This is a genomic window from Streptomyces sp. NPDC127197 (assembly GCF_042672405.1).
Taxonomy (GTDB): Bacteria; Actinomycetota; Actinomycetes; order Streptomycetales; family Streptomycetaceae; genus Streptomyces; species Streptomyces flavusporus.
The window spans coordinates 1-21885 of record NZ_JBHXVG010000016.1 but is presented as its reverse complement, the minus strand read 5'-3'; the positions used below and the strand labels follow the sequence as shown (position 1 = coordinate 21885).

16 protein-coding genes are annotated in these 21885 nt (G+C 70.0%); 3 read left to right on the top strand and 13 right to left on the bottom strand.

Annotated features, from left to right (window positions below; all coding sequences use genetic code 11):
- Window positions 1-22: 22 nt before the first annotated feature.
- From ACFVJQ_RS24280 to ACFVJQ_RS24265, 4 genes are all read right to left on the bottom strand, one after another.
- Window positions 23-862, bottom strand: a complete 840-nt coding sequence (locus tag ACFVJQ_RS24280) for an ABC transporter ATP-binding protein (protein WP_385515819.1) — start codon at window positions 860-862, stop codon at window positions 23-25.
- Between the two features lie 38 nt (window positions 863-900).
- Window positions 901-1962 (bottom strand): FecCD family ABC transporter permease, encoded by a 1062-nt coding sequence (locus ACFVJQ_RS24275; protein WP_385786762.1) that lies wholly within the window; start codon window positions 1960-1962, stop codon window positions 901-903.
- Entirely contained in the window at window positions 1959-3017 is a 1059-nt protein-coding gene (locus tag ACFVJQ_RS24270; protein ID WP_385786759.1) for a FecCD family ABC transporter permease, read from the bottom strand. The genes ACFVJQ_RS24275 and ACFVJQ_RS24270 overlap by 4 nt, the downstream gene beginning before the upstream one ends.
- A gap of 112 nt (window positions 3018-3129) precedes the next feature.
- Window positions 3130-4485, bottom strand: a complete 1356-nt coding sequence (locus ACFVJQ_RS24265; protein WP_385786756.1) for a lysine N(6)-hydroxylase/L-ornithine N(5)-oxygenase family protein — start codon at window positions 4483-4485, stop codon at window positions 3130-3132.
- A 249-nt stretch (window positions 4486-4734) separates the two neighbouring features.
- Between ACFVJQ_RS24265 and ACFVJQ_RS24260 the strand changes: the two genes are divergently transcribed.
- Window positions 4735-5682 carry a methionyl-tRNA formyltransferase gene (locus ACFVJQ_RS24260; RefSeq protein ID WP_385515815.1) on the top strand — a complete coding sequence of 316 codons (948 nt, stop codon included), beginning with the start codon at window positions 4735-4737 and terminating at the stop codon, window positions 5680-5682.
- Window positions 5683-5864: 182 nt separating this feature from the next.
- On the opposite strand, the gene ACFVJQ_RS24255 is transcribed toward ACFVJQ_RS24260, so the two are convergent.
- A complete protein-coding gene (locus ACFVJQ_RS24255; protein WP_385515814.1) occupies window positions 5865-6500 on the bottom strand; it encodes a class I SAM-dependent methyltransferase in 636 nt (211 codons plus the stop codon).
- A 165-nt stretch (window positions 6501-6665) separates the two neighbouring features.
- Between ACFVJQ_RS24255 and ACFVJQ_RS24250 the strand changes: the two genes are divergently transcribed.
- Window positions 6666-7139, top strand: a complete 474-nt coding sequence (locus ACFVJQ_RS24250) for a DUF4396 domain-containing protein (protein WP_224739440.1) — start codon at window positions 6666-6668, stop codon at window positions 7137-7139.
- Window positions 7140-7200: 61 nt separating this feature from the next.
- On the opposite strand, the gene ACFVJQ_RS24245 is transcribed toward ACFVJQ_RS24250, so the two are convergent.
- The 8 genes from ACFVJQ_RS24245 to ACFVJQ_RS24210 all read right to left on the bottom strand — a co-directional run bounded on the left by ACFVJQ_RS24245 (window position 7201) and on the right by ACFVJQ_RS24210 (window position 20088).
- The gene (locus tag ACFVJQ_RS24245) at window positions 7201-9144 is read right to left on the bottom strand and encodes a glycoside hydrolase family 127 protein (protein ID WP_385786751.1); all 1944 of its coding nucleotides are present in this window, start codon (window positions 9142-9144) and stop codon (window positions 7201-7203) included.
- 14 nt (window positions 9145-9158) lie between these two features.
- The gene (locus tag ACFVJQ_RS24240; RefSeq protein ID WP_385786748.1) at window positions 9159-11162 is read right to left on the bottom strand and encodes a TIM-barrel domain-containing protein; all 2004 of its coding nucleotides are present in this window, start codon (window positions 11160-11162) and stop codon (window positions 9159-9161) included.
- 34 nt (window positions 11163-11196) lie between these two features.
- Window positions 11197-12048 carry a carbohydrate ABC transporter permease gene (locus ACFVJQ_RS24235; RefSeq protein ID WP_385515810.1) on the bottom strand — a complete coding sequence of 284 codons (852 nt, stop codon included), beginning with the start codon at window positions 12046-12048 and terminating at the stop codon, window positions 11197-11199.
- Window positions 12045-13019: a carbohydrate ABC transporter permease gene (locus tag ACFVJQ_RS24230; protein ID WP_385787013.1), complete on the bottom strand. Its 975-nt coding sequence runs from the start codon at window positions 13017-13019 to the stop codon at window positions 12045-12047. Before ACFVJQ_RS24230 ends, ACFVJQ_RS24235 begins: the two co-directional genes overlap by 4 nt.
- A gap of 28 nt (window positions 13020-13047) precedes the next feature.
- A complete protein-coding gene (locus tag ACFVJQ_RS24225; RefSeq protein ID WP_385786745.1) occupies window positions 13048-14304 on the bottom strand; it encodes an extracellular solute-binding protein in 1257 nt (418 codons plus the stop codon).
- Between the two features lie 17 nt (window positions 14305-14321).
- The gene (locus ACFVJQ_RS24220) at window positions 14322-15356 is read right to left on the bottom strand and encodes a LacI family DNA-binding transcriptional regulator (RefSeq protein WP_385515808.1); all 1035 of its coding nucleotides are present in this window, start codon (window positions 15354-15356) and stop codon (window positions 14322-14324) included.
- Window positions 15357-15402: 46 nt separating this feature from the next.
- On the bottom strand, window positions 15403-19065 hold the full coding sequence (locus tag ACFVJQ_RS24215; RefSeq protein WP_385786742.1) for a LamG-like jellyroll fold domain-containing protein: 3663 nt from the start codon (window positions 19063-19065) through the stop codon (window positions 15403-15405).
- Window positions 19066-19476: 411 nt separating this feature from the next.
- The gene (locus tag ACFVJQ_RS24210) at window positions 19477-20088 is read right to left on the bottom strand and encodes a TetR/AcrR family transcriptional regulator (RefSeq protein WP_385786739.1); all 612 of its coding nucleotides are present in this window, start codon (window positions 20086-20088) and stop codon (window positions 19477-19479) included.
- Between the two features lie 173 nt (window positions 20089-20261).
- Here ACFVJQ_RS24210 and ACFVJQ_RS24205 point away from each other — a divergent pair, with 173 nt between their 5' ends.
- Complete coding sequence (locus tag ACFVJQ_RS24205) at window positions 20262-21722, top strand: APC family permease (protein WP_385786736.1); 1461 nt, start codon at window positions 20262-20264, stop codon at window positions 21720-21722.
- Window positions 21723-21885: the final 163 nt, after the last annotated feature.

Genomic DNA, 21885 nt, shown 5'->3' with positions numbered 1-21885 from the left:
ACTTCTGTAACTTTGTAGCGGTTTAGTCGAGTTGGACATGGGCACGGCCGATCGGCACGATCAACGGCCGGTCTCCCACCGGGTCGTCGATCACCTTGGCGCGCAGTCCGAACGCCTCGTGCAGCAGATCGGCGGTGATCACGTCACGGGGGTGCCCCTGCGCCAGGATCGACCCCTCCCTCATCACGATGAGGTTGTCGCTGTAGCGGGTGGCCAGATTGAGGTCGTGCAGCACCATGACCACGGTGCATCCCGACTCGTGCAGGTCGTCCACCAGGTCGAGCACGTCGATCGCGTGCGCCAGGTCCAGGTAGGTGGTCGGCTCGTCAAGCAGCAGCAGGTCGGTGCCCTGAGCGAGGGTCATCGAGATCCAGACGCGCTGGCGCTGCCCGCCGGACAGTGAGTCGACCGGGCGGTCGGCCAGGTCGGACACCCCGGTCATGGCCAGCGCGCGCTCCACGACGGCGGCGTCGTCCGACGACCACTGCCGCAGCCAGCTCTGGTGCGGATGGCGGCCCCTGGCGACCAGGTCGGACACCGTCAGCCCCTCGGGCGCGACCGGTGCCTGCGGCAGCAGGCCGAGCTTCTTCGCCACGTCCCTGGTCTTGAGCTTGACTATGTCGTCGCCGTCCAGCACGACCGTCCCCTTGGCCGGCTTGAGCAGCCGCGACAGGGTCCGCAACAGGGTCGACTTGCCGCAGCCGTTGGGGCCGATGACCGTGGTGATCACCCCTGGCGGGATGGCCACGTCGAGTTCGTCGATGACGGTCCGGGCGCCGTACCCGACCGTGACACCCCTGGCTGCCAGCCGTGCGGCGTCCTCGACCCCGGACTCGGTCTTGGTGATGGACTGAGCGACCACAAGGCCCCCTTGTTTAGGCTTGCCTAACTTTGTATCAGCTATCTGCGGTTCGCCCGTACCAGCAGATAGACGAGGAAAGGGCCACCGATCGCGGCGGTGACCACGCCGACCGGGAGAGTGACCGGCAGTGCGGTGCGTGCGACCAGGTCCGAGCCGATCAGCAGCAACGCTCCCACCAGGCCGGAGGCCACCATCGGCGGCGTCGGGTATCTCGCCAGGCGCATCGCCACCTGCGGCGCCACCAGCGCGACGAAGGGGACCGGGCCCGCCGCACTCACCGCCACACCGGCCAGCAGGACCGCGCACAGCAGCAGGACCGCCCGCACCACCGAGTACCGGACGCCCAGGCCCGCGGCGACCTCGTCGCCGAAGTGCAGCGGCTTGAACTGGAACGCGACACACGTCACGACGATCAGGAGGACGAGCGTGCACCAGAGCGCGATCCGGACCTCGCCCCATGACCGGTCGTCCAGCGAGCCGACCAGCCACGCCTGGGCCCGGGCCACGTCCCTGATGTCGGCCGTGGCCAGCAGCCAGGTCGTGATCGCCTCCATCACGGCGCTCACCGAGATGCCGATGAGGATCAGCCGGAAGCCGTCGATGCCGCGCCGCCACGCCAGGAAGTACACCAGCAGGCCCGTACCGAGACCACCGGCGAGCGCCGCCGCGGACAGGCCCACGGAGTCGACGACCGCCGCGGCGGCCCCGCCCGACACCGTCACCCCGAACACCGCGACCGCGCTGGCGCCCCAGGTGATCCCCAGAATGTCCGGGCTGGCCAGCGGATTACGCGCGATGGACTGGGTGATCGCCCCGGACACGCCCAGCGCGATCCCCACGACGAGCCCGGCCAGGGCACGCGGCATCCGCAGGTCCATGATCACGAACTCGTCGACCTGCTCGCCCCGGCCGAGGATCGTGGTGATCACCCGGGGCAGACTGATGGGGAAGTCCCCGATGCCGATGGACAGGCAGAACACCAGGAAGGTCGCCCCCGCCAGGAGCAGCGTGACGAGGACGATCCAGGGCCGCCATACGAACGACACATGGCCGAGCCGCACGCCCGGCGCCACCGATGGCTTCAACTCTGTCCCGTTCATGCGTTCTTGAACTTTCCGCGCCACACCAGACCCGCGAAGAACGGGGCGCCGAGGAGAGCGACGAGGACACCCGCGTCCAACTCGCCGGGCCGCACCACCAGGCGCCCCACGATGTCGCAGACGAGCAGGACGATGGCGCCGAGCAGACCCGCGTACGGCACCAGCCAGCGATAGTCCGGCCCGGTCAGATACCGGGCCACGTGGGCCACCATGAGCCCGAGGAACGCGATGGGGCCGCATGCCGCTGTTGCCGCGCCCGCAAGGAGGGTGATGGCGGCGATGCCGATGGTCCGGCTCAGCGCGATGTTCACGCCCAGCCCCCGTGCCACGTCGTCGCCCAGGTTGAGCAGGTTGATGGCGGGCAGCGTGGTCAGGGCCAGCACCAGCCCGACCGCGATGAACGCGGTCACCGGCCAGATGACGTCGAATCCGACACCGGCCACGGAGCCCGAGTTCCAGAACCGCAGCGCGTTCAGCGACTCCTTGTCCGACAGCGCGACCGCCGTGGTCATCGCCGCGAGGAACACTGTGACTCCTTGCCCGGCCAGTGCGAGCGTCAACGGGTTGCTGGCGCCCCGGCCGATGCTCGCAAGCCCGAACACGACGACACCGGCGACCCCCGCTCCCAGGAAGGCGAACCAGACGTACTGGAACGGGTTGGAGAACCCGAACAGGGCGATCACCGACACCACGGCGAACGAGGCACCGGAGTTCACGCCCAGCAAGCCGGTGTCGGCGATGGGGTTGCGCGTGTACCCCTGGATCAGCGCCCCGCCGACTCCGAGGGCGATGCCCGCCACGATCGCGAGCACCGTCCGGGGCACCCGCACGGTCTGCACGATCAGCCTGATCTCGGTGAGCCGCTGGTCGGAGTCCGGCGCCGCGAACAACCCGTGCCACACCTCGGCAGGACTCAACGCGCGCGCACCGACGGCCAACGACACCGCCCCCGCGATCACGAGGATCACCACAAGCGTGCCCAAACCCGCAACCCGCCGCCGACGGGCCTCTGTTGTGGCCTTGGACGCGGGGCGCTCCACTGCAGTCGTGCCCATGTCGACGTACGTTATCCCTTTGGTTTCACGGGGTTGCACAGTGCTGCCGCGCCTGCCGGGTGCGGTGCCACCCGGCGGGGCGCGGCGGTGTGGGGGCGAACCGGTGGGCGGGCTAACGGGCCGTGCTGCCGGTTCCGTCTGCGACCGTCCGGACCTCGTCCGAAGCGGACTTGAGACCCCGGTCGAGGAGCGAGTCCAGGATCTCGCCGACCCTGATCGCGGTGTTGGACAGCAGGGACGACGTGATGCCGTGCGTGTGCTCCGTGCCGCCCTGCAGATAGATGCCGCAGCGCAGGCCGGGGTCCGTCGCGATGCGGTAGTCACGCTCGACGCGGACCCGGCCCTGGTCGTCGCGGAGGCAGCGGTCCGCGACCTCGCCGAGGAGGCCGAGGGGGTCGGCCGGGCTGTAGCCGGTGGCGAAGACCACGACGTCCGCGTCGAGGAGCGTCTCCTCGCCGGTGACGAGGGACTTCACGGTGGCACGGACCAGGCCCTGCATCTCCTTGACGTCGGTGAGCCGGGACACGTTGAGGAAGCGCAGCCGCTCCGTGCCGAGGACCTTCTCCTGGTACATCTGCCGGTACAGATCGTCGATCAGATCGATGTCCACCACGGAGTAGTTGGTGTTGCCGTGGTAGTCCATCAGGCGGCGCTTGACGCCCTCGGGCGCGGCGAAGTACTCGTCGACCGCCCCGGGGTCGAAGATCCGGTTGGCGAAGCTGCTGTCGTCGGCGGGGCTGTAGCCGTAGCGGGAGAAGACCGCGCAGACCTCGGCCTGGGGGAAGCGGCGGTGCAGGTAGGCGACGTTCTCGGCGGCACTCTGCCCGGCGCCGACGACGACGAACCGGGAGGGCGAGGTGCCCTCCAGTTCGCCGACTTTCGCCAGCAGTTCGGAGTTGTGCCAGACGCGCTCGCCGCGCTCCACGCCCTCCGGCATGAGGGGCCGCAGCCCGGTGCCGATGACGAGGTTGCGGGCCCGGTGGACCACGAGGCCCTCCCCCGAACGGACCGTCACTTCCAGGTACTCCACGGCCCCGTCACGGACGACGGGCGCGACGCCGACGACCTCGTGACCGTAGGAGACCATGTCGTCGACCTTGGCCGCGGCCCACTCGAAGTAGTCGTGGAACTCCACCCGCAGCGGGAAGAGGTTCTTGTGGTTGATGAAGTCGATCAGCCGTCCCTTGCTCTTCAGGTAGCAGAGGAAGCTGAACTCGGAGGCCGGGTTCCGGAGCGTCACCAGGTCCTTGAGAAAGGACACCTGCATGGTCGCGTCGTCGATCAGCATGCCGCGGTGCCAGCCGAAGCACGGCTGCTGCTCGAAGAAGTGAGCGGTGATCGCCTCGTGCCTGCCGGCGCGTGCGTTGTGCTCGTTGAGTGCGATCGCCATGGCCACATTGGACGGTCCGAAGCCGATGCCAATGAGGTCGTGGACCAGTGGTGCGTCAGCAGGAAGAACCTGTGACATGTCACTCCCATCGTGCGGGGCAGTCGCCTGTCGTGCGTGGGGGAAGTACGAAAGGTGGGCACGCCGACGGAGCGGCCCCTAACTTAGGTGAGCCTAAGCTAAACCTGTGAGGCTGTCGATAGGGCAAACCGGACCGGCCGGGGCATCGACGCTCACCAACTGGGGCGTGCTGTACAGCCGTTGCAAACTAAGGTAAGCCTTGCTTCACTTGTCCCTGGTCGGTCAGCCCCTGCCTCGAGGAGGAACCCCATGCGGGTCGTCATGTTCGGTTACCAGACCTGGGGGCACCGCACCCTGCAAGCCCTCCTGGACTCCGAACACGACGTGGTCCTGGTCGTGACGCACCCCAAGAGCGAGCACGCGTACGAGAAGATCTGGAGCGACTCCGTCGCCGACCTCGCCGAAGAGCACGGCGTCCCGGTGCTGATCCGCAACCGCCCTGACGACGACGAGCTGTTCGAGCGCCTCAAGGAGGCCGACCCGGACATCATCGTGGCGAACAACTGGCGGACGTGGATCCCGCCGCGCATCTTCGACCTGCCGCGCCACGGCACGCTGAACGTGCACGACTCGCTGCTGCCGAAGTACGCCGGCTTCTCCCCGCTGATCTGGGCGCTGATCAACGGCGAGCCCGAAGTGGGCGTCACCGCCCACATGATGAACGACGAACTCGACGCCGGCGACATCGTCCGGCAGGAGGCGGTGCCGGTCGGACCGACGGACACCGCCACCGACCTTTTCCACAAGACCGTCGACCTGATCGCCCCGGTCACGATCGGCGCGCTCGACCTCATCGCCGCCGGGCAGACGGAGTTCACCAAGCAGGACCGGTCCCAGGCGAGCTTCTTCCACAAGCGGTCCGCCGAGGACATCCGCATCGACTGGACCTGGCCGGCGGAGGACCTCGAACGCCTCGTCCGCGCCCAGTCCGAGCCGTACCCCAGCGCCTTCACCTTCCACAAGGGCAGGCGACTTGAGATCCTCGCCGCCGTGGTGTCCCAGGGCCGCTACGGCGGTACGCCCGGCCGGATCTTCTATCGCGAGGGCGACGGCGTGGTGATCGTCGCCGGGGCCGACGCCCGCACCGGCCGCAACCACGGCCTGGCCATCACGCGCGTACGGACCGAGGACGGCCGGGAGCTGGGCGCGACGGAGTACTTCACCTCCATGGGCGGCTACCTGACCAGCCACCCCTGACCTGACCCGCCGGCCCCACCGGCCGGCCTCCCCTCAGAAGTTCCTGACCACCTCGGTCCCCAGCCAGAACAGGATGGCCAGGGCCGCGAGCACACTGACGGCCTGCACGACCCAGCGCGGAATTCCACTCATGGCACCCGTCCTCACCGAGTGGGTGTACGCGTCCTGCCCCCCACCTACCCTCAATGGCCGGACTCCCCACCCCCGGGCCGCACAGCCTGCACATAACCGAGCCAGGGCCGGACGTCACCGCTCCCCCGCACCTCGAAGCCCGTGTCGGCGATGAGTCCGGCCAGCAGGTCGACACGGAGGTCCGCCATGGCGTGCCCACCCGTGGGGTGCACCGGACGGCAGCCGAGGCGGCTCTTCGGCGGCCGGAACTCGACGACCAGCAGCCGACCGCCCGGCCGCACCACCCGCAGCATCTCGCGCAGCGCCACCGGCCGAAGCTCCCCTGGCAGGTGGTGCAGCATCAGGCTGGTGACGACGGTGTCGAAGGACGCGTCGGGCAGATCGAGGGCCTCGGCGATGCCCTCCTGGTAGATGCAGGGAGCACTGCGGTGGTCCCGGCTGTTGTGGCTCTTGCGGCGGGCGTAGGCGAGTACGGGCGATGACGGATCCACCCCGGTCACCGCACCTTCGGGCCCGACCCGGGCGGCCATGTGCCGCGTGAGGCAGCCGGTGCCGCACCCCACGTCCAGGACACGGTCTCCGGCCTCGGCCCCGCTGAGCTCGGCGAGGCGGGCGAAGGCATGGTGTCGCCGGCCCGCGAAGAGGACGGCACCGCAGAACTCGTAGATGTGGGGCCCCAGGGGCATGACCACCCCTCCTTGACCTGGTCAGGCAGCCACCACCGTAGTCGCGGCCCCCGAGCCCCGCACACGTAGCCGCCTGACCCCTTGGGAATACCCCCAGGGGGTATACGTTGAGGAGGTGTGGAGCTCAGAAGACGGTTCACACTGGACGGGAATGGGATGAGGATCATGGACCACAGCTCGCACCACGCAGGGCACGCGGGAGCGTCCTGGGGCATGGCGGTGAAGGCGACGCTGCACTGCCTGACCGGCTGCGCCATCGGTGAGATCCTCGGCATGGTCATCGGCACGGCGCTGCTGTGGGGCAACGTGCCCACCATGGTCCTGGCGATCGCGCTGGCGTTCCTCTTCGGCTACTCGTTCACGCTGTTCGCGGTACTCCGGGCCGGCCTGAACCTCCGGAGCGCGATCAAGGTCGCGCTGGCCGCCGATACCGTCTCGATCGCGGTGATGGAGTTCGTCGACAACGCCATCATCGCCCTCACCCCGGGCGCGATGGACGCCCATCTGTCCGACGGGCTGTTCTGGTCGGCCCTGCTGGGCGGGTTCGCGGTCGCCTTCGTGATCACCACCCCGGTCAACAAGTGGATGATCGGCCGCGGCAAGGGCCACGCCGTCGTACACGCCCACGCCCACCACTGACGACCGGACCGGCAGGCGGGGCCGTTCCGGCGCGCCGCCTGCCGGCTGGAATGCCGACGGTTCAGGACGGGCGGGCGACGGGCAGCCAGATGCGCATGCCCGTCGGTCCCCGCTCGGCCCACCGGTGGTACGGGACGAGGGCGAGGTCCATGGATGCGGTACTGCCCGTTCCGCCTACGTCGGCCGGGGTCCCGTAGGGCCAGGCCGGTTCGGGATCGTTCCGGTGGTTCGTGGCGGCCCTGACCGTGACGCGGCCCTCGTGGTCCATGGGCGCTGCGCGGGTGTCCACTGTCAGATCGTCGAGCTCGGTGCCGGCCGGGAGGTCGACGGATTCCGCGCAGTACACGAGCGGGCCGCGTTCGACGGCGACGCAGCCGCGGAGGGCGTCGATGCGGTGATCCGGCCAGGTGAAGCGCGGGGTCATCGGGAGGTGGAGCCGGATCTCCTCCCCGGTGGTGAGTTGGCGGTCCACGACGGCCAGGCCCGGTGGGACGGGGCGTCGGCGTCCGCCCTCGTCGAGCTCGGCGCCCCGGGCCCAGGCGGGCACGCGCAGCCGGAGCGTCACCGGCCCTTCGGGCGCCCGCAGGACCCGCACGGTCACGAGACCGTCCCGCGGGTAGTCCGTCTCGACCTCGAGCGACACGGACCGCCCGTCCCCCAGCTCGGCCTCGATCCGGGCGCCGGCGTACTGCAGCAGCGTCAGTTCGTGCCGCCCGGCCGTGGCGAGGTAGGTGTGCCAGGTGGCCAGCGTGCGGGCGACGTTGGTGGGGCAGCAGGACACGTCGAACCAGGCGGCGCGGGAACCGCCCTCGGCGCGGGGGCTCACGGCGTCGTCGTGGGAGGCCTCGCCGGGCACCCGCTGGTGAAGCGGGTTGGCGTAGAAGAACGCCCGCCCGTCCGAACGCGGCGAGGTGGCGATGATGTTGAAGAAGGTGCGCTCGACGAGGTCGGCGTACCGGACGTCTCCGGTGGCGAGGTACAGCCGCCACGACACCATGACCGAGGCCACACCGGCGCAGGTCTCGCAGTAGGCACGGTCCGGCGGCAGCTCCCAGTCCTCGCCGAACCCCTCGTCCTGGTGCCGGGATCCCATGCCGCCGGTCAGATGGGTCCGCCGCGCCACCGCGTTCGCCCACTGGCGCTCGATCGCGGCGAGGAGCTCATGGTCGTCCTGCTCCACGGCGACGTCGACGGCCGCGGCCGACAGGTACAGCGCGCGCACGGCGTGGCCGCGCCAGGTGTCGGCCTCGCGGATCGGCACGTCGTCCTGGAAGTAGGCGCGGCCGAGCGGGATGTCCTTCAGGGTGCCGTGCCCGCGGCGGTCCAGGAACAGCCGCGCCTGCTCGACGTAGCGGCTCTCGCCCAGCGCGCGCCCCAGCTCGGCCAGGCCGACCTCGATCTCGGGATGGCCGCAGATGCCCTGCAGCCCGTCGGGGCCGAAGGTGTCGCAGACGTGGTCGGCGGCCCGGCGGGCGACGGCCACGAGTTCGTCGGGGCCGGTCGTGCGGAGCCGGGCGACGGCGGCCTGCAACAGGTGCCCGGTGCAGTACAGCTCGTGGCCGGACTCCAGGTCGCTGTAGCGGGGCTGCCGGCCCGCGTGCCCGAAGCAGGTGTTGAGGTAGCCGTCCGCGTCCTGGGCGCGGGCGATGCGTGCGGTGAGCCGGCGCACGGCGTCGTCGTAGACCTGGTCGCCCGAACGCCCGTGCTCCCACGCCAGGGCCTCGATGAGCTTGTAGACCTCGGAGTCGGCGAAGGACCAGCCGGCCCGGTCGGGTCCTGTCGTGCCGTCGGCGACCCGGTCGAAGTTGGCGAGCCAGCCCAGGCGTTCCATCCACTGCTCGCAGTGCTCGAGGGTCGCCGTGGCGTTGGTCTGCTGAAGCGTCGCCCAGAATCCGCCGGTGAGCGTCGTCTCGCCCATGCCGAGCGGTCGCTGCCGGCCCCGGGAGGGGAGTACCGGGCGGCCCCCCTTGGGGTCGGCGCCGGTCGTGCTCTCCTGCACGGTCACGTTCGTGGTTCTCCTCATGCGGTCAGAGGGACGTCCGCGCCCTCGCGGGTGAAGACGGGGATGTGGTCGATGGGCGCGGGCGCCGTCACGGTGCGGCCGCCCTCGTGGACCTCGCCGCCGGCGGCACAGACCCAGCGGGTGCCGGCCGGGAGGTACACCTCCCGCGACCGTTGCCCTGGCTGCGTCACCGGCGCGACGACGATGTCCGGGCCGAACAGGAACGCGTCGTCCACCGCCCAGGCGTGCGGATCCTCCGGATGGTCCACGAACAGCGGCCGCATCGGCGGCAGCCCGGTACGCGCGGCCGTGCGCATCTGCTCGTGGATGTACGGGCGCAGCCGCTCCCGCAGGTGCAGCAGGCCCGAGATGATGTCGTACGCCTCTTCTCCGTACGACCACACCTCGTTGGGTCCGCCGGTCTGCGCGAAGGAGGTGGGGTTGCGCGGCTCGCGGTCGCCGTGCAGCCGGAACAGCGGGCAGAACACGCCGAACTGGAACCAGCGGATCATCAGTTCCCGGTAGGCCGCATCGCGCGCGTCGCCGCCGTGGAAGCCGCCGATGTCGGTGGTCCACCACGGGATGCCGGACACGGCGGTGCTCAGGCCGGCCCGTATCTGCTGCCGCAGGGACTGCCAGGTGGCGGGGATGTCGCCCGACCAGAGCGCCGCCCCGTACTTCTGCGCGCCCGCCCAGGCCGAGCGGCACAGCAGCACCGTCGGCTCCCCGTCCGCCGCCATGCCCTCGGCGAACAGACGGGCGTTGTCCCTCGGGTAGATGCCGGCGACCTCGGCGCCGGGCCCGGCGTACAGGGACAGGTGTCCGGGGTGCGCCGGGTTCAGCTCGGGTTCGCAGGCGTCCAGCCAGAACACGCGGATGCCCAGGTCGCGGTAGTTGCGCCGGACCAGGTCCCATACGAACTGCCGTGTCCGGGGGTTGGTGGGGTCGTAGAACGCCACCGGCATCGGCGCGGCCATGCCTTTGTCCTGGATGGTCTGGTGGAACTCCACGCCCTGGTGGGTGCCGACGAGGAGACCGCGGTCGCGATAGTCCGCGAAGTGCTCCGACAGCGGCGAGACCGTCGGCCAGATCGAGACCATGAGCTCGACGCCCAGTTCGGCCAGCTCGTCGACCATCGCTTTGGGGTCGGGCCACTCCCTCTCGTCGAAGCGGTAGTCGCCCATGGCCGACCAGTGGAAGTAGTCGGCGACGATGACGGACAGCGGCAGGCCTCGACGCCGGTGCTCGCGGGCGACGGCGAGGAGCTCGTCCTGGTCGCGGTAGCGCAGCTTGGACTGCCAGAAACCGCTGGCCCACTCGGGCAGTTCGGGTGTGTGCCCGGTCGCGTCGGCGTAGCGGGCGAGGATGCCGGCGGGTGTCGGGGCGGCGGTGAACCAGTAGTCGATCTCGCGTGCCTGGCCGGCCTGCCAGCGCGTGGCGTTCTGCGCGAACTCGGCGCGGCCGACGGCCGGGAGGTTCCACAGCAGCCCGTAGCCCCGGTTCGACAGTACGAACGGAATGCTCACCTCGCCGTTGCGCTGGACGAGGTCCAGGGCGAGCCCTTTGAGGTCGAGCCGGCCGTGGGTGCGCTGCCCCATGCCGTACAACCGCTCGCCCTCGTACGCGGCGAACTGCTGGTGCACCTCGTGGGTGCCCCACTGGTTTCCGGTGAAGACCCGGGCCCCCGGCAGCCAGAAGTGCTCGCGGCTCTCGGCCAGCAGCTCGCCTCCCGTGCTCGTGCGGGAGAAGGTCAGCAGGGGCTCAGGGTAGGCGGCTCGCCGGTCGAAGTCCACGTGCACGGTGAGGTCGCCGTGGACGAACGTGGCCCGGTCCTTCTCGGCGGTGATCTGCGGGAGGTCGCACGGCGGGGGCTGGTTGTCCAGGGCCCCGTGGCTCTCTGCCGGGATCCGGTGCTGCGCCGCGCGGACGCGGACACTGTCGGCGCCCCAGGCCTCGATGGTCAGGACCTCGTGGCGGTGCCGTACCTCGAGGGCGGTCGGGGACGGTCGGAAGCTCACCATGAACTCTTGTTCCTCACAGTCGGTTTCCCCACGGTCAGTCCTTGACGGCGCCGGCCGTGACGCCGCCGGCGACGAAGCGTTGGGCGACGACCAGCAGGACGGCCGCGGGGACGGAGGCGACGGCGGCGGTCGCCATGATCGAGTTCCACTCGGTGGTGTTGTTGCCGATGTAGGCGTAGATCCCGAGGGTGATCGGGATCGCGTCGCCGTTGCGGTCGAGCGTGGAGGCGAAGATGAAGTCCGACCACGCCCACAGGAACGCGAACAGCGACACCGTCAGCACGGCGTTGCGGCTGAGCGGCAGGACCACGGAGCGGAAGATCCGCCAGGTGTTCGCGCCGTCGATCTTCGCGGCCTGCAGGAGCTCGCCGGGGATGCCGGACATGAACGCCGTCAGCACCATGACGCCGAAGGGCACGGCGATCGTGGAGTCGGCGATGATCAGGCCCCAGACCGAGTTGAGCCAGCCGAGCCGCACATAGATGGCGTAGAAGCCCACCGCCATGACCACGCTGGGGACCATCTGCGCGACCAGCAGCAGGAAGTTGACCGTGCCCGCGCCCCGCGGGCGCAGCTTGGCCAGCGAGAACGCGGCGGGCGCGGAGATCGCCAGGGTGAGCAGCACGCAGCCCAGGCCGATGCCGAGGCTGGTGGTCAGGGCCGGCAACTGGTCGCGTACGACGTTCGCGTAGCCCTCGAGCGTCGGGTCCCACGGGAACCAGTGCGGCGGGTCGGACCGCATGTCCTCGGTCCTGGTCAGGGACACGTTGAAGATCCAGTAGACCGGGAAGAGCATGACCGCGGTGAGGAAGACCCCCAGGGCCGTCTTCCACCAGGGCCTGCGCCGGGGGTGCCGGGGCGTGACCGAGGGCGTCGGCGCTGTCATGACCGCTCCTGTCGACGCTGGAGGTGGAGGTAGAGGAAGCCGAAGGCCAGGGCGATGAGGATGAGCAGGTTGCCGATCGTGGCCGCGGGCGAGAAGTCGGGCAGCCCGGCGCCGAAGGCCTCCCGGTAGGACCACACGGCCAGCGTGGTGGAGGTGCTGCCCGGCCCGCCGGTGGTCATGATCCAGATCACGTCGACGACCTTGAGCGTGTAGACCAGGCCGAGCAGCAGGGTGATCGCCGAGACGGGGCGGAGCAGCGGGAAGGTCACCCGCCAGAACTGCTGCCAGGCGTTCGCCCCGTCCAGCGCCGCCGCCTCGTACAGCTCGCGCGGGATGTTCTGCAGGCCCGAGTAGAGGATGACGAGGTTGAACGGGATGCCGAGCCAGATGTTCGCGATGATCACGGAGGTCAGCGCCCAGCCCGGGTCGGTGAGCCAGTTGATCTGACCGATGCCGAATGCCTCGAGGGCCGCGTTGACGATGCCGTTGTCGCTGTTCATCATCCACGACCAGGTGGAGCCGGAGACGATCAGCGGCAGCAGCCAGGGGACGAGGAACATGCCGCGCAGCACCCCGGACAGGCGGAAGGTGTCGCGGAAGAACACGGCGAGCGCAAGGCCGATGGCGTACTGCGCGGCGATCGAGACGAGCGTGAAGACGAGGGTGTTCCGCAGCGCGGGGCCGAACGCCTCGGATCCCATGATGTCGCGGTAGTTGGCCAGACCGGTGAACTCGGCGCCGCCCTGCACGAACGACCTGACGGTGTAGTCGTGCAGGCTGAGGTCGATGTTCCGGTAGAGCGGGTAGGCGTAGAAGGCCAGCAGGTAGGCGATGAGCGGGGCCAGGAACGCGAACGCGGCCCACTGGGTGGAACGCCCGCGCACGCGGATCCGCGGGCGCGGGGCGGAGGGCGGCTCGCCGACCGCCGCCCCGCCGGCCTCCCGGTCCTGCGGGGCGGACTTCGTGGACATGTTCATGAAACGGCTCCTCGGGCGGCGGTCAGCCGACCTCGTCCTCGGCGGTCGCCTGTGCTTCGCCGAGCGCGTCCTTGGCGCTCTTGGTTCCGCTGAGGGCCTGCTGCACGGCGGTCCACAGGGGCTCGGAGATCTTCGGGTAGTCGGTCCCGAGGTCGTCGCTGGTGCGTCCCTTGGCGGTGCGTACGGCCTCGACCCACGGCTCGAGTTCGGCCTGGTCGGCGAGGAGCTTGTGCTGTCCGGCCTTCGTCGGCGGGATGTAGTACGCGAAGGTCGTGGCCGTCTCCACCATGCCTTCCGGGGTGGTCATGCACTCGACGATCTTCTTGGTGGCCTCGTACCGGCCCGTGTCGTCCTGCACGGGAGTCGTGAGGAACTCGCCGCCGGTCGGGGTCGGTGCCATCCCGCCGTCCTTGCCGGGTATCTGGATGACACCGGTCGGGAAGTCGGCCTCCGCGGCGCTGTTGACCTGCCAGGTGCCGTTCACCCCGAAGGCGAAGTCGCCGGTCAGGAACTCCTCCCAGGTCGTGTTCTGGGAGTTGTTGATCACGGAGTTGGGTGCGTAGCCGTTCTTCAGCCAGCCGGTCCACAGGTCGAGGGCCTCGGCGGCCTCGGCCGAGTCGAGGTCGCGCAGGTCAGCTCCGGCGCCCCAGAACCACGGCAGGAACTGGAAGGAGCCCTCCTCGGTGCCGATGCCGGCGAACGTGATGCCCTTGTGCCCGGCGTCCTTCACCTTCTTCAGGGCGGCGGTGAGCGACGCCCAGTCCTTGACGGAGCCGGGGTCGACGCCGGCGTCGTCCAGGACGGTCTTGTTGTAGTAGATGGCGAGCGTGTTGGCGCCGATGGGGATGCCGTACTCCTTGCCGTCCACCACACCGGCCGCAAGCAGGTTCTCGTCGATCTCGGAGGTGTCGAGGCCGAACTCCTCCATCGTGGTCAGCATGCCGGTGTCGGCGAGCGTCGAGACGGCGGGGTTGTCCAGCAGGATGATGTCGGGCGACGTGCCCTCCTGGGCGGCGAGCAGGGCCTGGTTGGTCAGCGCCGTGGTGTCGTAGGCGGTGCGCTTGATGGTGACGCCCGCCTCGTCACCGCACTTGGTGACGCGCTTGGCCCAGTCGGACGACTTGTTGTGCTGCGGGTACGGGTCCCACCAGGTGTAGGTGTCGTCGGCCTGGTCGCCGCCGCTGGCGGTGTTGGACGAGCAGGCGGCCGCGCCGGTCATGAGGACGAGGGCGGCGCCGAGCACGCCCGCGGCGCGGAAGGGCTTCGGGAGGTCTCTCACTGTCTTTCTCCTTGAACTCATGAGGTGCTGGGTGGTGCGGAGGGCACGCCGGTGCTCCCGCGGTCGACGAGCTCGGGCGTGAGGAGCCGCAGAACGTGCGGCTCGTCCCTGGCCTGCGGGGTGACGATCCGGCGCACGAGCTGCCGCACGGCCATCTCCCCGAGGAGGTCGGGTGCGCTCTCGATGGAGGTGAACGGCAGGGAGAAGGTGCGGGCGAACTCGTCGGAGTAGCGGCCGATGACCGACAGGTCCCGTGGTGTCTCAAGACCGCGGGCGTGCAGGACGGACGGCAGCGCCGCCGCGGCCGCCTCGTTGTTGAGCAGCAGGCCGGTCGCGGCCGGGTGGGCGTCGAGCAGCGCGTGCAGCGTCCGTCCGACCTCCGGCTGCCGTGACTCGCCGAAGACCGCGTGGAGTTCGATGCCGCGGGCCCGCGCCTGCTGCACCACCGCGTTCTGCAGCCGCCACACGTAGGCGCCGCCGCGCTCGACGACGTGCTCCGGCTGGGAGACGAGGATCAGCTCCCGATGCCGCAGCTGGTGCATGTGGTCGACCATCAGCCGGCCGGCCGCCTCGAAGTCCAGGTCGAAGACATCCACGCCGGAGCAGTCGCCCGGCAGTCCGACCAGTGCCCCTGGCTGGGGCGCGGACCTGAGGAGCGGGAGCCGGGCGTCGTCCTGCGCGACGTTCAGCAGGACGACGCCGTCGACCATCCGGGAGCTGGTGATCCGGCGCAGCGCGCGGGCGCCGTCGGCCTCCGTGACGAGCAGGGTGTCGTACCCCAGCTCGCGCGCGGTGTCGGAGACGCCCAGCATGTACTGGAGCATGGCCGGGGCGAACTCGTCCTCGTGGAACTGGGCGAGCAGGCCGAGGACCATCGTCTCCGCGGTGGCGAGGGCGCGGGCGCCGGCGTTGGGGGTGTAGCCCAGCTCCCGCGCCGCGTCCGCCACCCGCTGCCGCACTTCCGCGGAGATGGACCGCTTGCCCGACAGTGCGTACGAGGCGGTGCTGCGGGAAACCCCGGCGGCGCGCGCGATGTCGCCGATCGTGACCACTCTGACTCCCTTGTCCTTTCACTTCACGGCCGTGGGGCCGTTCACGTCACGGCCGTGGGGCCGCGAACCTGGCGACCGTGATCCTGTCGATCAGGGGCGCGTACTTCGAGCGCAGCAGCACGCCCGGGAACGTGTCCGACGCGTACGTCTCGCCGTCGAAGTTGGGCAGTTCCTCCGAGCGGAAGGCGATCGTGTTCTGGCCCTTCTTCAGCTGGACGGGGACGGTCAGCTCCCAGAAGTTGTTCTGGTGGAAGCTGTGCGGGAAGCTCACGCGCCGTGCCTCGCCGCCGTTGACGCTGATGTCGGCGTGGCGGGCGAGCGGGTCCGGGTTGTAGTGCGTGGCCTCGGACTGCTCCGGGTTGGAGTAGCGGATGCGCAGCGCGTACAGGCCGGTCCGGTCGGCGGCGACGGTGAACGTCGCGGTGTTGCCGTTGCCGGGGTCGCCGCCGATGCCGCTGATCGCCGTGCCGTCGGTGGCCAGGGAGAGCGGGGTCAGCGTGGCCGAGCCCGCGAGCTCGGCGTCCTGTGCCTCGTACGTACGCGCCGGCAGCGCGCCCTCGGTCGGCGTGACCCTGAGGCGGTCGACGAGGGTGGTGGAGGAACCCCCTGTCAGCGTCACCTTGTTGACGCCGCCCGAGAGGGAGACCGCCGCGCTGCTCGTGCCCTTGCCCAGGCGCAGGACGTCGTGGCCGTTGACGGAGAGCCGGGCGCCCGTGCCGCCGAGAGTGTCGACCTTGAGGGTGGCCTCGCGGTCGGCGGGCGAGTAGACCCAGAACGTGGCGGTCTGGTTCTTTGCCAGCTGGGCCGCGCCCGAGCCGGTGGCCGGCTGCTTCGGCAGGTCGTAGACGGGCTTCGCCCCGCCGCCCAGCCAGGCCAGTTCACCCTCGTACACCTGCGTGTCGGCCGAAGCCTCGGGCAGGGAAAGGGTGAGGCGGTCGACGATGGCGTCACCCTTGGTGGCGCGCTTGCCGTCGGCGCTCTTCGCAGCGAGCGTCAGGGTGTGCTTGCCCTTGGTGAGCTTCACCTTGGTGTCGGTGTGGTCCCACACCACCCACTTGTAGCCCAGCGGCAGGTACAGCTCCTGCTCGCTGTCCGCCTTGCCGTCCACGCTCAGGAAGACGTTGGTGGGGCCCTGCTCCTTCACCTTGTCGAAGGTGTTGAGGGAGTTGGCGAAGACGCTCAGGTCGTACACGCCGTCCTCGGGCACGTCCACCGTGAAGTCGAGCTTGACGTCGGAGCCGGTGCGCAGGCCGCCCACGTCGTAGCCGCCGGAGGTGTAGAACTTCGACACGTCGCGCGGCGAGCCCTCGGGGCCGTTCTTGGAGTAGCCGGAACCGGTGTGGGCGGCGTCCTCCGCCTCGTAAGAGGCATTCCAGCGCACGGGCGGGGACTGCGTGCTCTTCGCCTTCCCGGCCGGGCTGAGGACGATCTCGTACGTCGAGGACTCCTTCAGCTTCGGCAGTGCGCCGTCGCCGAAGTCGACGACGACCTCGCCGTCGTCACCGACCTTCAGGTTCTGCTCCGAGAGCAGCTTCGGGCCGGAGTTGTCGCCGACCTGCCCCGTCCACTCGATCTCCTTCACCCAGGCGTGGACGCGGTCCCCGAAGATCTTCTTCGGGACGTTGTCGAAGGTGATGTGGCCCTTGCCGGTGGAGCCGCCGAAGATCAGCCGGGACTGCTTCTTCTCCTCGTCCAGCGTGGCGACGCCCTGCATGGTGTAGTTCTCGCCCGGGAACGGCGGGGTCACCTTCACCGTGTGCCCGCTCATCGAGGCGTACGAGTGCAGCAGCCACCACTGGCCGTTGCCGCGGCCCGACTGCACCGCGGAGTCGGAGAGGTTGCCGTCGATGTTCCAGTACGCGATGTCGGCGTCCACCTTGGACTCCTCGATCGCGGACACCCACTGGATCATCTGGCCGGGGACGGAGGTGTGGTAATTGAAGGCGTACTCGTTGATGTTGATGGGGAGTTGGGTGCCCTCGCGGTCGGTGCCCTTGAACAGGTCCTTCTCCCACGCCCGGTACTTGGCGACGCTCTCGCGGACCGCCTCCGGGTGGCTCAGCTCGTGCCAGGTGATGACGTCCGGGAGGGTGCCGGCGGCCAGGGTGTGCGTGAGGAAGCCCTTGACCTGCTCGTAGAGGACGCTGGTGTTGGGGCCGGCGATGCGGGCCTCGGGCATCTTGCTCTTGATGAGCTGGTAGAAGTCGTCCCAGGCGGCGAAGTAGTCGTCCGGGTCGTTGAGCCAGCTGACCTTGTTGTAGCTCCACTGGCCGGTGCCGAACATGTTGCCCTCGGGCTCGTTGAACGGCACGAAGACGATGTTGTCCTGGTACTCCTTCGGCAGCTTCAGGACCTGGTCGACCTGCTTGACGATCTTCTCCCGGTAGAGCTTGAGCTTCTCCTCGGGGGTGTCGCCCGGCCACTGGTACGGGAAGCCGCGGTGGATGTCCGTCATGTAGATGTACACGTCACCGTCGGTGGAGTCGGCCAGCGGCTTCACCACCTCCAGTGCGTCGGCACCGGGGTGCTGCGGGCCGTCCTGCGCCTTCGTGGAGACCGTGCGCAGGCCCATGCCCTCGATGAGGTTGTTGGTCGGGACGTCCGGCCCGTACACGCCGTAGAGCGTGCCGGAGGCGCCGCCGTGGAATTTGCCGGTGTCCGAGCCGAGGTCGACGTTGAGCTGGCCTTCGCGAACCACGGTGACGGTCGCCTTCACCGCGCGTCCGGCCGCGGTTCCCGCCACGGTGAAGGTGCCCGGCTGGGCGTACTTGTCGGCGGGTACGGCGTCCCAGGTGATCGGGGTGTCGCGGTCGTAGCCGTCGGAGTACGAGGAGCGGACGGCGGCGGGCAGGGACGGGGCGGTCCCGGTCGTCGTACGGACCTCGAAGGACGTCTTGGAGAGCTCCTGCAGGGTGGGGACGTTCCCGGCCATGTCGGCCACCTGTTCCGAGTTGAGCGCCGAATGCCACACGGTGAAGTCGTCGACCGCGCCCTTGAGCAGCGGATCCGGCCAGAACGACTTGCCGATGTAGCCGGCGGCCGTGGCCGAGCTGTCCAACACGTCCCTGGCCTTGATGCTGGTCTCGGCGGAGGAGACCGCCACGCCGTCGAGATACGTGGTGAGCCGGTCCGCGGAGCTGTCGAGGGTGACGGTGACGGTCTGCCACTTGTCCGCGGGGAGCGGCGCGTAGCCGCGGACCTGTGCCTCCGCGCTCCCACCGCCGGTGGTCACGGAGGTCTGGAACAGCCCGTTGCCGTTGTACGGAGTGCTGAAGAGGTACTTGGTGGTGTCGGTGCCCAGATCGAAGATCCGCTGCCAGGACGACTTGTCGCCGCTCCACTTCACACGCGCGGAGACCGTCAGGTCGGTTGCGGAGCCGACCGCTTCGCGGGGCAGCCGGACGTACGCGCCGTTGGAGGTGGGCGCCCCGCCGGGCAGGTCCAGCGCCGCGCCGCCGTCCGCGCCGCCGACCAGGGCCGCGGTGGAGGCGTTGACGAGAGAGCCGTCGAGCCCGTTGCCGGAGCTGTCGGTGACCTTTCCCGAGCTCAGGTCGTCGGTGTCGAAGGTGTAGTGCAGCTTCGGCGCCGGCAGTTCGGCGGCGGTCGCGGCCGGCACCGTCAGGCCCGTGGCCAGCAGGCCGGCGCCCAGTGCGGTGACGACCAGCGCGCGTGGGCCCGGGCGCGCCCGTCTTGCTCTCGATTGCACCATCGGTTGCAGCTCCTGTGAGTCGATACGTGGGTCTGTCGAACCGGTTCGACGCCGCTCGCTGCCGCCCTCTTTCGAACCGGTTCGACAACGAGGCCGCCGTCACTCTCCTTGCTGTGTGGCGCCATGGTGATACGCGACGCCGCCGACGTTCGAAATAACGAACGCCATGCGGGATTTCGCCTCGGGCGAGAATGGCTTCACTCCGGGCGTGGCGTCAACACCCGTGACACACATCGGTAATGCCGCTCTTACCGAGAACGTGTCCGCGCAGTTCAGGCAGCGTGCCCCGGCCAGGGCACCTGTCGTGGTCCCTGCGGGCCCAGTTGCCCTCGTGACTGTTGCGCAAAAGTGCGCAGACGACCTCGAAGCCGCCGCGCGGGCGGCGGCCGGCATGGAAGGCGCCTGCGCAGGTCAGGCCCGGGCGGCCCGCATGGCCCGCGCGTGCTCCAGGAAACCGGTCAGCCCCACCTCGAACGCCCGGTCCGCCCGCCCCTCGCCGACCGCGGCCAGCGCCTCGGCCAGCCGAGGCGTGGGCGTGCCGTCCGCCAGCTCCCACATCGTCTCCGGCGCCGCGAGGTCGAGCGCCGAGCCCAGCACCAGGTTCTCCAGGGCTACGAGCAGCGGCATGACCTCGCCGGGGGCGAACCCGGCGTCCAGCAGCAGCGTCACCGCCCGCTCGTACTGCTCCAGCACTCGGGGCGCCCGTACGGGTGACGTCATCAGCAGTGGGATCGTCCTCGGGTGCGCGGCGAACGCGGCTCGGTACGAGCGTGCCCAGGCCTCCAGCGCCGCGTCCCACGGCCCCGCGTCCAGGGTGGTGACGTCGATCGCGGACGCGACCCGCTCGCGCAGCAGTTCCACGATGCCGTCCCGGCCATCCACATGGTGATACACCGAGCCGGTCTGCGCCCCGAGCCGCCGGGCGATCTGCGGCACGCTGAAGTCGCCCTGCTCGTCGATCAGTTGCAGCGCCGTGGTGGTGATGCGCTCGCGGTCGAGGAGCGGTGTGCGCGGCCGGCCCATCGTCAGTCTTCTCCCTGAGGTCTTCCCGCCTACCCAACGGAAGGTTACATTGCAGAAACCGAAAGGCTTTAGATTTACGGATCCCGGCGCACGTCATCCCCGGTACGCCGGGACCTTCGGCGCCATCCCGCACGCCCGGAACCCCTCCCGTCCGCCGCTCGAAGGGCCTTCCCATGTCCGTGACCACCAACGAGCCCCCGAAGGAGGGAGTGCCGTCTGCCACGGCGGGCCTGCGCTCCGGCTCTCTCGGCACCGCCGACATCGCCTTCTTCGTCGTCTCCGCCGCCGCGCCCCTGACCGTGATGGCCGGAGTCGCCCCGCTGGCGATCATGCTCGGCGGCATCGGAGCCCCCGTCGGCTACCTCCTGGCCGGCATCACCCTGGCCGTCTTCGCCGTCGGCTTCACCACGATGAGCCGGCACGTCCGCAGCGGCGGCGCCTTCTACGCCTTCGTCACCCGGGGTCTGGGCCGCCCGGTCGGTATCGGCGCCGCCCTGCTCGCCCTCGTCGGCTACACCGGCATGGAGATCGGCGTCTACGGCCTCCTCGGCTCCGCCACCCAGGACACCGTCCACGCCCTCTTCGGCACCGACGTCCCCTGGCTGCCGATCTCACTGGCCGGCCTGCTGCTCATCGGCTACGGCGGCTACCGCTCGATCGAGTTCGGCGCCAAGGTCCTCGGCGTCCTGCTCGTCGCCGAGACCGGGATACTCGTCCTCCTCGCCGGCGGCGTCCTCGTCAAGGGTGGCGCGCACGGCCTGTCCGCCGCCTCCCTCCACCCCGACCACATCCTCATCCCGGGCACGGCCGCCGTCCTCGCCTTCGCCTTCGCCGCGTTCACCGGCTTCGAGTCGACCGTCATCTACCGCCGCGAGGCCCGCGACCCCGAGCGCACCGTCCCGCGCGCCACCTACTTCGCCGTCGGATTCCTCGGCCTCTTCTACGCGTTCGTCGTCTGGATCGCCATCCAGGCCTTCGGCAACGACGAAGTCGTCCGGGCCGCCGCCGAGGACCCGGGCGGCCTGTTCTTCACCGCGATCACCGTGTACGTGGGCGGCTGGGCGGCCGACCTGATGCACGTGCTCATCGTCACCAGCGTCATCGCCTCCCTCCTCGCCTTCCACAACGCCATCAACCGCTACGTCCTCGCCCTCGCCGAAGAGGGCCTGCTGCCCAGGCGGCTGGGCCGCATCCACCCGCGCCACCGCTCCCCGTACCTCGCAGGCATGGCCCAGACCGTCCTCGGCGCCGTCGTCGTCCTCGCCTTCTGGGCGGCCGGCGCCGACCCGTACGGGCAGCTGCTGCTGTGGGTCAACACCCCCGGAATGATCGGCCTGTTGTTCCTCCAGCTGCTCACCGCGATCGCCGTGCCCTGCTACTTCCGGCGCGTGAGCCACCGGGAGGGCATCCTGCCCACAGTGGTCGCACCGATCGCCGCCACCGTCCTGCTGACCACGGCGATCGTCCTGGTCGTCGGCCACATCGACCTGTTCACCGGCGCCTCGGCGACCGTCAACACGATCCTGGTCGTGACGGCACCCCTCGTCTTCGCCACCGGCTTCCCGCTCGCCTGGTGGCTGCGCCGCAGACGCCCCACGGCGTACGCCGCCTTCGCCACCGAACCCGCCGAATGACCAGACACGCCAAGGGAGTTCACCACATGGCCACCGCCGACCTCGTTCTCGCCGGCGCCACGGTCCGCACCCTCGACCCGGCCCGACCGCGGGCCACCGCCGTCGCCGTGCGCGACGGGCTGATCACCGCGGTCGGCGACGAGAGCGACGTACGCGACTGGCT